We start from the raw sequence: 13943 nt of genomic DNA, 5'->3' as shown, positions 1-13943 counted from the left end.
CCCGTGAGCGACATCCCCGGCGAGAACGACCAGCCCGACCCCTCCGACCCCCTCGACTCCTTCGACGAGATCATCGACGCGGAGACCACCCGCGACCCCGACCTCGCCGTCATCGAGGCCGGCAGCCGTACCTTGCGCACCCAGGGCGGCCCGCCGGAGGCCGACGTGCCCGCGCGCCCCGAGGATCCCGAGGTGGACAAGGCCCTGCGCGAGGTGGAGGCCGAGCTCTCGACCCGCTGGGGCGAGACCAAGCTCGAGCCGTCCGTCGCCCGGATCGCCGCGCTGATGGACGTGCTGGGCGAGCCGCAGCGCGCGTACCCCTCCATCCACATCACGGGGACCAACGGCAAGACCACCACCGCCCGCATGATCGAGGCCCTGCTCGGCGCCTTCGAGCTGCGCACCGGCCGGTACACCTCGCCGCACGTGCAGTCGATCACCGAGCGCGTCAGCCTGGACGGGGCGCCGATCTCCGCCGAGCGGTTCATCGAGACGTACCAGGACATCAAGCCGTACGTCGAGATGGTCGACGCCCGGCAGGAGTACCGGCTGTCCTTCTTCGAGGTGCTGACCGGCATGGCGTACGCCGCCTTCGCCGACGCGCCCGTCGACGTGGCGGTCGTCGAGGTCGGGATGGGCGGCTCCTGGGACGCCACCAACGTCATCGACGGGGACGTCGCCGTCGTCACCCCCATCGACCTGGACCACACCGACCGGCTCGGCTCGACGCCCGGCGAGATCGCGACCGAGAAGGCCGGCATCGTCAAGCAGGACGCCACCGTGATCCTGGCCCAGCAGCCGGTGGACGCGGCGCAGGTGCTGCTGAAGAAGGCCGTGGACGTGAACGCCACCGTGGCGCGCGAAGGGCTGGAGTTCGGCGTCGTCGACCGGCAGGTCGCCGTCGGCGGACAGCTGATGACCCTGCGCGGGCTCGGCGGCGAGTACACCGAGGTCTACCTGCCGCTGCACGGCGCCCACCAGGCGCACAACGCGGCCGTCGCCCTCGCCGCCGTCGAGGCGTTCTTCGGCGTCGGGGCGCAGCGTCCCGAGCCACTGGACATCGACACCGTGCGCAAGGCCTTCGCCGCCGTCGCCTCACCGGGGCGGATGGAGGTGGTGCGGCGCTCGCCGACCGTGGTCCTGGACGCCGCCCACAATCCGGCGGGCGCGCGGGTCACCGCCGAGGCGGTCGGCGAGGCCTTCCAGTTCAGCCGGCTCATCGGCGTGGTCGGCGCGAGCGGCGACAAGGACGTGCGGGGGCTGCTGGAGGCCTTCGAGCCGGTCTTCGCCGAGATCGTCGTCACCCAGAACTCCGGCCTGCGCGCGATGGACGCCGACGCGCTGGCGTCCATCGCCGTCGAGGTGTTCGGCGAGGACCGCGTCCAGGTCGAGCCGCGGCTGCCGGACGCCCTGGAGGCCGCGATCACGCTGGCCGAGGAGGAGGGCGAGTTCTCGGGCGGCGGGGTGCTCGTCACCGGCTCCATCTACACCGTCGGCGAGGCCCGACTGCTCCTCGGGAGGGGCTGAGAACCGTGCGTACGCTCTGTGCTTCTACTCTGATCGGCGAGGTCTTCGTGATCGGCTTCGCCGGTCTGGTCGCCATGAAGGACCCCGACCTGTCCATGGGGACGGTGTGGACGGTCAGCGGCATCGCGATGTTCCTGTGCGTGGCGCTGTGCGGCTTCGTGACCCGGCCCGGCGGCATCGCCTTCGGCTGGGCCCTGCAGATCGCCCTGATCGCCTCCGGGTTCGTCGTGCCGACCATGTTCTTCCTGGGGGCGATCTTCGCCGCCCTCTGGTGGGCCTCCGTGCACTACGGGCGGAAGATCGACGAGGCGAAGGCGAGGTTCGCGGCCCAGGCGGACGCCTCCGCGCCCGAGGCCGCCTGATCCCGGTCGACGCTGCGTGACAGGCGCTGCGACACGCCCGGTAACCTCAGTCATCACTTCGCACCACCGCACGCTCGTGACGCCGTGCCACCGCACGTTCGCACAACAGCACACCCGCATATTCCAAGGAGCCCGTCGTGACCCAGCGCAGCCTCGTCCTCCTCAAGCCCGACGCCGTCCGTCGTGGCCTGACCGGCGAGATCATCAGCCGTATCGAGCGCAAGGCCGGCTGGCAGATCACCGCACTGGAACTGCGCACCCTGGACTCCGAGACACTGGAGCAGCACTACGGCGAGCACAAGGGCAAGCCCTTCTACGAGCCGCTGGTCGAGTTCATGGCGTCCGGTCCGGTCGTCGCCATGGTCGTCGAGGGTGAGCGGGTCATCGAGGGCGTGCGCGCGCTGGCCGGTCCGACCGACCCGATCGCAGCCGCTCCCGGATCCATCCGCGGGGACTTCGGCGTGATCGTCCGGGAGAACCTGATCCACGCCTCCGACTCCGAGGAGTCCGCCGAGCGCGAGCTGAAGATCTTCTTCCCGGGCCGGGTCTGATCCTCCCTCCGGACACGCCGGACGCGTCTTTTTTCTGACGCCGCGTCAGTCGAATGGCCCGCAGCAGACCGGGGCGGTCGCGTAAAAGCGACCGCCCTGTGGCATATGCGCGCCTGATCGGGGGAACGGATGCCTCCGTTGGCCCGTCTCCACAAGCGAGGCGATGCGCCATCTGCTGACAATGGCGAAGACCCTCGCGCAGTGTTCGCGAAAGCGCGTCTACGATGGAAGCCTCCACGCGTCACTGCGCCCACCTCGCCTACCTGAAAAGCCCTCAAAAGCTCCCGGGAAGGCCAGTCGAATCCTGATGGGGAACTCAATGTCGTTCATCGGCCGTGACATGGCTGTCGACCTCGGGACCGCCAACACGCTGGTGTACGTCAGGGGTCGCGGGATCGTACTCAACGAGCCGTCCGTCGTCGCGATCAACACCAACACCGGTGGCATCCTCGCGGTCGGCGCCGAAGCGAAGAAGATGATCGGGCGCACGCCCGGCAACATCGTTGCCGTGCGCCCTCTGAAGGACGGCGTCATCGCCGACTTCGAGATCACCGAGCGGATGCTCCGCTACTTCATTCTGAAGATCCACAAGCGGCGTTATCTGGCTCGTCCGCGGGTCGTCGTCTGTGTGCCCTCGGGCATCACCGGCGTCGAGCGCCGTGCCGTCATCGAGGCGTCGTCCCAGGCCGGCGCCCGTCAGGTGCACATCATCGAGGAGCCCATGGCCGCGGCCATCGGCTCCGGCCTGCCGGTCCACGAGGCCACGGGCAACATGGTGGTGGACATCGGCGGCGGCACCACGGAGGTCGCGGTCATCTCGCTCGGCGGCATCGTCACCGCCCAGTCCATCCGCGTCGCGGGTGACGAGCTGGACAACGCGATCATCCAGCACGTGAAGAAGGAGTACAGCCTTCTGCTGGGTGAGCGCACGGCCGAACAGATCAAGATCACGATCGGTTCGGCGTACGACCTCGACGCCGACGAGCACACCGAAATCCGTGGCCGGGACCTCGTCTCCGGGCTGCCCAAGACCGTCGTCATCTCCGCCGGCGAAGTACGCAAGGCGATCGAGGAGCCGGTCAACGCGATCGTCGACGCGGTCAAGACGACCCTGGACAAGTGTCCGCCGGAGCTGTCCGGCGACATCATGGACCGGGGCATCGTCCTGACCGGCGGCGGCGCGCTGCTGCGCGGGCTCGACGAACGGCTGCGCCGGGAGACCGGAATGCCGATCCATATCGCCGAGGACCCGCTGGACAGCGTGGCACTCGGCTCCGGCAAGTGCGTCGAGGAGTTCGAGGCGCTCCAGCAGGTGCTGGACGCCTCGCCCCGCAGATGACGTAACACTTCGGTTCCGCCGTACGAGACGATCTCCTCTCGTGCGGCGGATCGTTGATATAGAGACTTCAGTAAGACGACCGCCGCAACCGCCGAGACGACCGCGGGAACCACCGCGACAACCGCGCGAACCACCGCGACCGCATCGCGGGAACCATCACGACCGCATCGCGGGAACCACCGCGACCACCGGGGTACCGCGTATGTACCTCAGGTACCGAATCACCTGAATTCCTGAACACCGCCACGTAATTCCCGAATTCGACGAGGAAGGCACGGCCGCCGCACGTGAGGGACACGAAAGAGAGCCGGCTGCTCCTGGTGCTGCTGATCGCCATCGCGTTCGCGCTGATCACGGTGGACATCCGCGGCGGGGAGGACTCACCGGTCGACGGTGCCCGGCAGGCCGCGGCCACCGTCTTCGGCCCGATCGAGAACGGGGTGTCGTCCGCGGTCGACCCGGTCGGCAACGCGGTCTCCGCGATCCGCGACTCCGGCGACCGGCACGACCGCCTCGCCGAACTGGAGACGCAGAACGCGGCCCTGAAGGCGAAGCTCGGCAGCGACGAGCGCGGCCGCAGCCGCCTGAAGCAGTTCGACAAGATGCTCGGGCTCGCCGGCGCCGGCCAGTACGGCATCAAGGGCGCCCAGGTCATCGCCATAGGAGCCGCGCAGGGCTTCTCCTGGACCATCACCATCGACGCCGGTGCGGGCGACGGCATCAAGCGCGACATGACCGTCCTCAACGGCGACGGCCTCGTCGGCCGCGTGACCACCGTCGGCCCGAACACCGCCACCGTGCTGCTCGCCAACGACCCCGACTTCACCGTCGGCACCCGGATGGAGGCCGGCGACGAACTCGGCTTCGCCTCCGGCCAGGGCGGCCGGCCGCTGCGCGTCGAACTCCTCAACGGCAAGGCCGACGTCAAGAAGGGCGACCGCCTGGTCACCTTCGGCTCCCAGGCCGACAAGCCGTTCGTGCCCGGCGTCCCGGTCGGCTACGTCTCCCGCGTCGACCCCTCCGGCGGCGACCTGACCCGCACGCTCGACGTCACACCGTTCGTCAGCTTCACCAAGCTCGACATCGTCGGCGTCGTCGTCCAGGCCCCGCAGAAGGACCCGCGGGACACCGTGCTCCCGGACAAGCCGAAGCCGGAACCCAGGCCGACCGTGACGGTGACGGTGACCCCGTCCCCCGGGGCCCCCGTCGACGGCCAGCCGCAGAACGAGGCGAACGAGCAGGGGCAGCAGGGGCAGCAGGGGCAGCAGGACCAACAGAACCAGCAGACCGAGCCGTAGGAGCTTTCACCCCATGCGCGTCAACCGGATCCTGCTGTCCGTCTCCCTGGTCGTCGTCGCCCTGGTCATCCAGGTGAGCGTCCTCGCCCGCCTCCACCTGCCCGGCGCCGTCCCCGACCTGCTGCTCCTCACCGTCCTCGGCCTCGCCCTGGTCTACGGCCACGTCGGCGGCGCCCTCGTCGGCTTCGGTGCCGGACTGCTCGCCGACCTCGCCCCGCCCGCCGACCACGCCGCCGGCCGCTACGCCCTCGTGCTCTGCGTCGTCGGATACCTCGCCGGCCTCGCCAAACCGGAGAACGGCCGGCTCAGGTCGGCCACCGGCCCCATGGCCGTCGTGGTCGTCGCCGCCATCGGCACCACCCTGCTGTACGCCGGCGTGGGCGCCCTCGTCGGAGACACCGCCGCCCGCCATGTCGGCCTGCCCAGCCTGCTGTTCACGGCCTCCCTGTACGACCTGCTGCTCGCGCCCTTCGTCGTCCCCGGCATCATGGCCCTGGCCAGACGCGCCGACAACGACCCGCTGGCCGAGACCAACTCCGCGGGCCAGAAGACCGACATCGCCTCCGGCTGGCTCTCCGGCGGCACCGGGCTGCGCATCGGCGGCCAGCGCAACGGACTGCGGGCCAAGGCGGCGCGTGCGCGGGTCGCCCGGGCCGGACGCATCAAGGGGGTCAAGCGGCTGTGACGACGCCCTGCCGGCCGTACGACCGCCATGACACGTACGACCGCCATGACACGTACGACCACCGTGACAAGTCCGACCGCCTCGACACGTACACGTACACGCACTGAGCGGGGGAGGCAGCCGCAGTGACCAACTCCCACCCGTCGCCCACCACCACCCTCAACGGAATGGGCTGCGCCCATGAGTAACATTCCGGAGACCGGCCGCAGCACCCGCGTCCAGACCCGGCTCGTCGTCATCCAGATCCTCGTCCTCTCCCTCCTCGCCACCCTCGGTGGCCGGCTCTGGTACCTCCAGATCCGCCAGGGCGACGAGTACGCCGCGGAGGCGTCGGGCAACCACGTCCAGCAGGTCGTCCAGCCCGCACCCCGCGGCTCGATCCTGGACGCCCGCGGCGTGGCGCTCGCCGACAACGAGACCCGGCTCGTCGTCTCCGCCTCCCGCACCGACCTGCTGAAGATGAAGGACGACGGCAAGGCCGTCCTCACCAAGCTCGCCGGTGTCCTCGGCATGAAGCCCCAGGACGTCATGGACAAGGTCCGGCTGTGCGACGCCGAGACCCCCCAGCCCTGCTGGAACGGCTCGCCCTACCAGCCGATCCCCGTCACCGACGAGGCCACCCCCAAGCAGGCCCTCCAGATCCGCGAACGCGCCGAGGACTTCCCCGGCATCACCGCCGAGCCCGAGGCCATGCGCCGCTACGCCGCCCCCGGCGGGTCCCGGACCGCCCAGGTCCTCGGCTACCTCTCGCCGGTCACCGACGAGGAGATCAAGAAGGCCGAGGACACCGACTCGCCCTTCCTGCGCTCGGACCAGGTCGGCCGCTCCGGCCTGGAACGCCAGTACGACAAGGCGCTGCGCGGGAAGGCCGGCGTGACCCGCTACGAGGTCGACAACCTCGGCCGCGTCATCGGAGAGGCCGAGTCGGACCCCGGCGTGCCCGGCTCCAACCTCGTCACCAGCATCGACGCCCGCGTCCAGCGGGTCGCCGAGTACGAGCTGAACGCGGCGATGAAGGAAGCCCGCAAGCAGTACGACGACAACACCGGCGAGAACTACAAGGCCGACGCCGGCGCGGTCGTGGTGATGGAGGCCAAGACCGGCCGCGTCGTCGCCATGGCCTCCAACCCGGCCTACGACCCCAACGCCTGGGTGGGCGGCATCTCCGCCGCCGACTACAAGAAGCTCACCGGCAAGGAGTCCAACTACCCGCTGCTCAACCGGGCCACCCAGGGCCAGGCGGCCCCCGGCTCCATCTTCAAGGTGATCTCCACCTCCGCCGCCGTGGAGGCCGGCTACGACTTCGACGGCGGCTACGACTGCTCCAGCTCCTACTCCGTCGGCGGCCAGGTCTTCAAGAACTACGAGTCCGCCAGCTACGGCTCGATCGACCTCGGCCGCGCCCTGGAACTCTCCTGCGACACCGTCTACTACCGCCTGGCCCACCAGGAGTGGAAGAAGGACGGCGGCAACAACCCGAAGAACCCCAACGACTACTTCTACAAGGCCGCCCACGACTTCGGCCTCGGCAAGAAGACCGGCATCGACCTCCCCAACGAGGTCTCCGGCCGCGTCCCCGACCGGGACTGGAAGCAGGACTACTGGGAGGCCAACAAGGACGCCTGGTGCAAGTCCGGCAAGAAGGACGGCACCTACGTCGAGAAACTCGCGTACGAGGGCTGCCTCGAGGGCAACAAGATGCGCGCCGGTGACGCCATCAACTACTCCATCGGCCAGGGCGACACCCTCACCACCCCCATCCAGATGGCCACCATCTACGCGGCCATCTCCAACGGCGGCACCATGTACGACCCCAGCATCGGCAAGGCGATCATCAGCCCCGACGGCAAGGAGATCCGCCCGATCGAGCCCGAGGCGCACGGCAAGCTGCCGATAAGCAAGACCACCCTGGCCAAGATGGACGGCGCCCTGGAGGGCGTCGCCACCCGCGGAACCGCCGCCTGGCGCTTCGCACAGGACGGTTGGCCCCAGGACGAGATCCCGATGCACGCCAAGACCGGTACGGCCGAGGTCCACGGCAAGCAGACCACCTCCTGGTTCGCCACCTACACCGACGAGTACGCGATCGTCATGACGATCTCCCAGGGCGGTACGGGCTCCGGCGCCTCCGGCCCCGCCGTCCGCAACATCTACGACGCGCTGTACGGCGTCGCGGACGACGGGGAGATCGACAGCAAGAAGGCGCTGCTGCCCAAGCCGCAGGCGAAGCTGCCGACGATCAAGCCCGACGGGACCATCCCCGCGCCGAAGATGCCCAAGGACGTCGTCAAGGAACTCCTCCCGACAAAGAAGGCCTCCCCGGAGGACGAGTACGCCCCCGTCGACGGACAGGAACAGGGCGCGACCACGCCGGCCCAGAACGGCGAGAACCGCGACACCCGCCGACAACGGCGACGCGGCGGCGGAGGCCGGCGCGGCAGCGGAACCCGTGGCATCGGAAGCGGCGGCAGCGAAAGCCGCGGCAGCGGAAGCCGCGGCGCGGGCAGAAGCGGAAACCGGAGGACGCGCGCATGACCGGAGCCAACAGCTTCCAGGTCTCCGGGTACGGACCCGAGAAAGCCGGGTGGACCAGGCTCTTCGCCCGGGACTCGATGGCACGGCGCCTCGACTGGCCGATACTGCTGGCCGCCGTCGCGCTCTCGCTGATGGGCTCCCTGCTCGTCTACTCCGCGACCCGCAACCGCACCGAGCTCAACCAGGGCGACCCGTACTACTTCCTGACCCGGCACCTGCTGAACACCGGCATCGGGCTCGCCCTGATGATCGCCACCGTCTGGCTCGGCCACCGCACCCTGCGCACGGCCGTGCCGGTCCTGTACGGCTTCTCCGTGTTCCTGATCCTGCTGGTGCTCACCCCGCTCGGCTCGACCATCAACGGCGCGCACTCCTGGATCAAACTCCCCGGCGGCTTCTCCCTGCAGCCCTCGGAGTTCGTGAAGATCACGATCATCCTCGGCATGGCGATGCTGCTGGCCGCACGCGTCGACGCGGGAGACCGGCCGAACCCGGACCACCGGACCGTGCTCCAGGCCCTGGGCCTGGCCACCGTGCCGATGCTGATCGTGATGCTCATGCCCGACCTCGGCTCGGTCATGGTCATGGTCATCATCGTGCTGGGCGTGCTGCTCGCCTCCGGAGCCTCCAACCGGTGGGTGTTCGGCCTGATCGGCGCAGGGACCGCCGGTGCCCTCGCCGTCTGGCAGCTCGGCATCCTCGACGACTACCAGATCGCCCGCTTCGCCGCCTTCGCCAACCCGGAACTCGACCCGGCGGGCGTCGGCTACAACACCAACCAGGCGCGCATCGCGATCGGCTCCGGCGGCCTGACCGGCTCCGGCCTCTTCAACGGCTCGCAGACCACCGGGCAGTTCGTGCCGGAGCAGCAGACCGACTTCGTCTTCACGGTCGCCGGCGAGGAACTGGGCTTCCTCGGCGCCGGCCTCATCATCGCCCTGCTCGGCGTGGTGCTCTGGCGCGCCTGCAAGATCGCCCGCGAGACCACCGACCTGTACGGGACGGTCGTCGCCGCCGGGGTCGTCGCCTGGTTCGCCTTCCAGACCTTCGAGAACATCGGCATGACGCTCGGCATCATGCCGGTCACCGGTCTGCCCCTGCCCTTCGTCTCGTACGGCGGCTCCTCCATGTTCGCCGTGTGGATAGCGGTAGGCCTGCTCCAGTCGATCACGGTGCAGAGACCGTTGTCGGCGTAACCGGGACCGGCCCCCGCGCTCCGGGGGACTGGCGGTACGGGGGACCATCCACGCCGGGTTAGGCTGGATGGTCCCCCTTGTCAGCAACGAAGGTTCCGTGAGATGCCTGCCGAAGCCGCCGAGTCTGTGTCCTCCGTGTTCCCACAGCTCGAAGCTCTGCTCCCGCATGTGCAGAAGCCGATCCAGTACGTCGGCGGAGAGCTCAACTCCACGGTCAAGGACTGGGAATCCTGCGACGTCCGCTGGGCCCTGATGTACCCCGACGCCTACGAGGTCGGTCTGCCCAACCAGGGCGTCATGATCCTCTACGAGGTACTCAACGAGCAGCAGGGCGTCCTCGCCGAGCGCACCTACAGCGTCTGGCCGGACCTGGAGGAGCTGATGCGGGAGCACTCCGTCCCGCAGTTCACCGTCGACGGACACCGCCCGGTGGGCGCCTTCGACGTGTTCGGCCTCTCCTTCTCCACGGAGCTCGGCTACACGAACATGCTGACCGCCCTGGACCTGGCCGGTATTCCGCTGGAGTCCAAGGACCGCGGCATCGACGACCCGGTCGTCCTGGCCGGCGGACACGCGGCCTTCAACCCCGAGCCGATCGCCGACTTCATCGACTGCGCGGTCATCGGCGACGGCGAGCAGGCCGTCCTGGAGATCACCGCGATCGTCCGCGCCTGGAAGGCCGAGGGCCGCCCCGGCGGCCGCGAGGAACTCCTCCTCCGCCTGGCGAAGACCGGCGGGGTCTACGTCCCCGGCTTCTACGACGTCGAGTACCTCCCCGACGGCCGTATCGCCCGCGTCGTCCCCAACCGCTCCGGCGTCCCGTGGCGCGTCTCCAAGCACACCGTCATGGACCTCGACGAGTGGCCCTACCCCAAGCAGCCCCTCGTCCCCCTCGCCGAGACCGTCCACGAGCGCATGTCGGTCGAGATCTTCCGCGGCTGCACCCGCGGCTGCCGCTTCTGCCAGGCCGGCATGATCACCCGCCCGGTGCGCGAGCGCTCCATCACCGGCATCGGCGACATGGTCGAGAAGGGCCTGAAGGCCACCGGCTTCGAAGAGGTCGGCCTGCTCTCCCTCTCCTCCGCCGACCACTCGGAGATCGGCGACGTCGCCAAGGGCCTCGCCGACCGGTACGAGGAGGACAAGATCGGCCTGTCCCTCCCCTCCACCCGCGTCGACGCCTTCAACATCGACCTCGCCAACGAGCTGACCCGCAACGGCCGCCGCTCCGGCCTCACCTTCGCCCCCGAGGGCGGCTCCGAGCGCATCCGCAAGGTCATCAACAAGATGGTCTCGGAAGAGGACCTGATCCGCACCGTCGCCACCGCTTACGGCAACGGCTGGCGCCAGGTGAAGCTGTACTTCATGTGCGGCCTGCCCACCGAGACCGACGACGACGTCCTCCAGATCGCCGACATGGCCACCCGCGTCATCCAGAAGGGCCGCGAGGTCTCCGGCTCCGGCGACATCCGCTGCACGGTCTCCATCGGCGGCTTCGTCCCCAAGCCCCACACCCCCTTCCAGTGGTCGCCGCAGCTCTCCGCCGAGGAGACCGACGCCCGGCTGCAGAAACTGCGCGACAAGATCCGCGGCGACAAGAAGTACGGCCGCTCCATCGGCTTCCGCTACCACGACGGCAAGCCCGGCATCGTCGAGGGCCTCCTCTCCCGCGGCGACCGCCGCACCGGCGCCGTCATCCGCGCCGTCTACGAGGACGGCGGTCGCTTCGACGGCTGGCGCGAGCACTTCTCCTACGACCGCTGGATGGCCTCGGCCGACAAGGCCCTGGAGCCCTTCGGCGTGGACGTCGACTGGTACACCACTCGCGAGCGCGGCTACGAGGAGGTCCTCCCCTGGGACCACCTCGACTCCGGCCTCGACAAGGAGTGGCTCTGGGAGGACTGGCAGGACGCCCTCGACGAGACCGAGGTCGACGACTGCCGCTGGACACCGTGCTTCGACTGCGGCGTGTGCCCGGCGATGCAGACCGAGATCCAGGTCGGCCCGACCGGCCAGAAGCTGCTGCCGCTCTCGGTCAAGAAGCCCGCGACCAGTGGACACGCTCACTGACGCGGTGAGGGGCGTGGGCCGGCGTGGGCCCGCGCGAGGGCTTTCGGGTCGGCGGCGGTGAGCGGGCGGTCGCGGGCCCGGGCCCCTCGGTGAAGCCAGTGGCGCGCGGGGCGCTCGACTTTTCCGGGCCGGGGCCGAATCCTTCCGGTGGGTCCGAGCCTCCTATACCTGTGCCGACAGACGTCGGGACAGGTATAGGAGGTCTTCGTGATCACAGGTATCGCCATCGCCGCCGGAGCCGTGCTGCTCTGCACGTGCGGCTACTTCTTCACTCGCGGGCGGAAGCAGGACCGTGGCTGACTCGTCCTGGCCCGGAGAACAGCTGGTCGTCGCCGCCCAGCGTGGCGACGTCGACGCGATCGCCGCGCTGGTGTCGGGTTCGCACCCGAACGTGCGGCGATTCGCCCGCTCGCTCTGCGCCACTCCCGAGGACGCCGAGGACGCGGCCCAGGAAGCCCTGATCATCCTCTACCGCAGGATCGGGATGCTGCGGGCGTCCGGCGCGCTGGCGTCGTGGATGTTCCGCATCGTCCGCAACGAGTGCCTGCGGCGCGCGCGGACGATGCGGGCCCACGCGCCGGTGCCGGACGCCGCCGTGCGCTCCGCCGAGGAAGTGGCTCTGCAGCGCATCGAGGCGGGGGAGCTGGCGGCCGTCATCGCCGCTCTGCCGGCCGAGCAGCGCCGCGTGCTGATCATGCGGGACGTACAGGGCCACAGCGGACGCGTGGTCGCCGAGGCGCTCGGCCTCAGTACCGCCGCGATGAAGTCGCGTCTGCACCGCGCTCGCACCGCGGTTCAGCGCTCCCTCCGTGCCACACCCGAACCCGCGCCTGGAGACGCCCATGACGACGAAGCCCGACGGCCCTGACTTCGCGAGTTCGTCCCTGCCCCGTCACCTGGTCCGGGGCGTGATCGGCTTCGGCGGCGTGATCGGTTCGGTCGCGTTCGTTTCGACCGTCGGCCCGATCAGTCTGCTGCTCCTCCCGGTCGGTGTACTGGCGCTGCGCGGCTGCCCGATGTGCTGGGCGATCGGTCTGGCCCAGACGATCTCGCGGGGACGCCTGCGGCGCACCTGCGAGGACGGCCGGTGCAAGGCGACCGTCACGGATCGGGACCGCGAGGATCGTCCGGCCGAACCGGTCCCGTCGTAGCGGAGCGGCGGCTCTCGACGGATCGACCGGTACGGCGGCGACCCGTTCGACGCCTCGTGCGCGTCCTGTTCGACGGCGGGGGAGACGGGGGGTGTGACGCCGCGGGATCCGGACCGGGTCCGGCGGCGTCCCTATGGGCATGGTGGAGCTTGAGAAGACGTCCGGTGGGGATCCGCGGGAGCCGCGCCGGAGGGCGGAGGCCGAGGGGTGCCTCGCCGTGGCGGTCCGGATTCCGGTGCGGATCGTCGTCCTGGTGCTGGTCGTGCCGGTGCGGATGGTGTGGGACGCGCTGGTCGTGGGCGGGCGGTTCCTGCGGGACACGGTGCTGCGGCCGGTGGGGCGGGCGCTGGCGTGGCTCGGGCGCGCCGTCTTCGTGTGGCCGCTGGTCGGGGCGTGGCGGTATGTCGTCGTGCCGCTGGCCAAGGGCGTGGCCTGGCTCGGCGACGTGCTGCTCGTGGTGCCGGCGGTGTGGGTGTACCGGTGGGTGCTGACGCCGGTGGGGCACGCGCTCGCCTGGTGCGGCAGGGGCGTGGGTGCCGTGTTCGCCGCGGTCGGGCGGGGGCTGTACGCCGGTCTGGCCTGGCTCGCGCGGTATCTCGTCGTCGTACCCGCCGGGTGGCTCTACGCCTGGGTCCTCACTCCGGTCGGGCACGCGCTCGCCTGGTGCGGCAAGGGGCTGGTCTGGTGCGGCAGGGGACTGCTGAGGGGCCTCGGTCTGGTCGTCACCGGTGTCGGCATGGTCCTGTACTGGACCGTCCGGGTGCTGCTGGTGCTGCCGGCCCTCGCGCTGTGGCGGTGGGTGCTCACGCCGGTCGGCCGGGTGCTCGCCGTCATCGGGAGGGAAATCCTGGACGCCCTCGGACACGCCTGGCGGGTCGCGGGGTACGTCTCGCGCGCCGTCGGGCGGTTCCTCGGCACCCTCTTGCGGTGGACCGTCGCCGAGCCGGCGCGCTGGGTGTACCGGAGCGTCCTGACGCCGGTGGGGCACGCCGTGCGGGACACCGTCCTGCGGCCTGTCGCCGAGGCCGCGCGCGGTGCCGGGCGGGCGGCCCGGCAGGCGCTCGCCGCCGCCCGGCGGACGGTGCGGGAGGCCCGCGCGGACGTGCGCCGGATGCTTTTCGGGGAGCCCGCGAAGGCGCCCGCGGTGGCCCGGCGGGAACCATCCGCCGCCGAGGCACGTACTCTTGGTAGCAGTACGACCGCTCTCACGAAGGACTGAACGACACTGG

At 70.2% G+C, this 13943-nt stretch carries 12 protein-coding genes; all 12 read left to right on the top strand.

Annotated features, from left to right (window positions below; translation table 11 throughout):
- Positions 1-3: 3 nt before the first annotated feature.
- The 12 genes from folC (at position 4) to QC283_RS01085 (ending at position 13933) form a co-directional block, all read left to right on the top strand.
- Positions 4-1527: a bifunctional tetrahydrofolate synthase/dihydrofolate synthase gene (gene folC, locus QC283_RS01140; RefSeq protein ID WP_279559386.1), complete on the top strand. Its 1524-nt coding sequence runs from the start codon at positions 4-6 to the stop codon at positions 1525-1527.
- Between the two features lie 5 nt (positions 1528-1532).
- On the top strand, positions 1533-1889 hold the full coding sequence (locus QC283_RS01135) for a DUF4233 domain-containing protein (RefSeq protein WP_279559385.1): 357 nt from the start codon (positions 1533-1535) through the stop codon (positions 1887-1889).
- A 137-nt stretch (positions 1890-2026) separates the two neighbouring features.
- Positions 2027-2440 carry a nucleoside-diphosphate kinase gene (ndk, locus tag QC283_RS01130; protein WP_164251073.1) on the top strand — a complete coding sequence of 138 codons (414 nt, stop codon included), beginning with the start codon at positions 2027-2029 and terminating at the stop codon, positions 2438-2440.
- Between the two features lie 319 nt (positions 2441-2759).
- Positions 2760-3779, top strand: coding sequence for a rod shape-determining protein (locus tag QC283_RS01125; RefSeq protein ID WP_087809356.1), 1020 nt, complete (start codon positions 2760-2762; stop codon positions 3777-3779).
- 287 nt (positions 3780-4066) lie between these two features.
- On the top strand, positions 4067-5077 hold the full coding sequence (mreC, locus tag QC283_RS01120) for a rod shape-determining protein MreC (RefSeq protein ID WP_279559384.1): 1011 nt from the start codon (positions 4067-4069) through the stop codon (positions 5075-5077).
- A 13-nt stretch (positions 5078-5090) separates the two neighbouring features.
- On the top strand, positions 5091-5762 hold the full coding sequence (gene mreD, locus QC283_RS01115) for a rod shape-determining protein MreD (protein ID WP_279559383.1): 672 nt from the start codon (positions 5091-5093) through the stop codon (positions 5760-5762).
- Positions 5763-5942: 180 nt separating this feature from the next.
- A complete protein-coding gene (gene mrdA, locus QC283_RS01110) occupies positions 5943-8297 on the top strand; it encodes a penicillin-binding protein 2 (protein ID WP_279559382.1) in 2355 nt (784 codons plus the stop codon).
- The gene (rodA, locus tag QC283_RS01105) at positions 8294-9493 is read left to right on the top strand and encodes a rod shape-determining protein RodA (protein WP_279559381.1); all 1200 of its coding nucleotides are present in this window, start codon (positions 8294-8296) and stop codon (positions 9491-9493) included. The genes mrdA and rodA overlap by 4 nt, the downstream gene beginning before the upstream one ends.
- Positions 9494-9595: 102 nt before the next feature.
- Positions 9596-11563 carry a TIGR03960 family B12-binding radical SAM protein gene (locus QC283_RS01100; RefSeq protein ID WP_279559380.1) on the top strand — a complete coding sequence of 656 codons (1968 nt, stop codon included), beginning with the start codon at positions 9596-9598 and terminating at the stop codon, positions 11561-11563.
- A 292-nt stretch (positions 11564-11855) separates the two neighbouring features.
- The gene (locus QC283_RS01095; RefSeq protein WP_279559379.1) at positions 11856-12431 is read left to right on the top strand and encodes an RNA polymerase sigma factor; all 576 of its coding nucleotides are present in this window, start codon (positions 11856-11858) and stop codon (positions 12429-12431) included.
- The gene (locus QC283_RS01090) at positions 12406-12714 is read left to right on the top strand and encodes a hypothetical protein (RefSeq protein WP_279559378.1); all 309 of its coding nucleotides are present in this window, start codon (positions 12406-12408) and stop codon (positions 12712-12714) included. The genes QC283_RS01095 and QC283_RS01090 overlap by 26 nt, the downstream gene beginning before the upstream one ends.
- A 133-nt stretch (positions 12715-12847) precedes the next feature.
- Positions 12848-13933 carry a hypothetical protein gene (locus tag QC283_RS01085; RefSeq protein ID WP_279559377.1) on the top strand — a complete coding sequence of 362 codons (1086 nt, stop codon included), beginning with the start codon at positions 12848-12850 and terminating at the stop codon, positions 13931-13933.
- Positions 13934-13943: the final 10 nt, after the last annotated feature.

It is taken from the genome of Streptomyces sp. DH41, from assembly GCF_029813785.1.
Classification (GTDB): domain Bacteria; phylum Actinomycetota; class Actinomycetes; order Streptomycetales; family Streptomycetaceae; genus Streptomyces.
The sequence above is the reverse complement of the archived record's forward strand: the minus strand, read 5'-3'. Positions and strand labels throughout refer to the sequence as shown.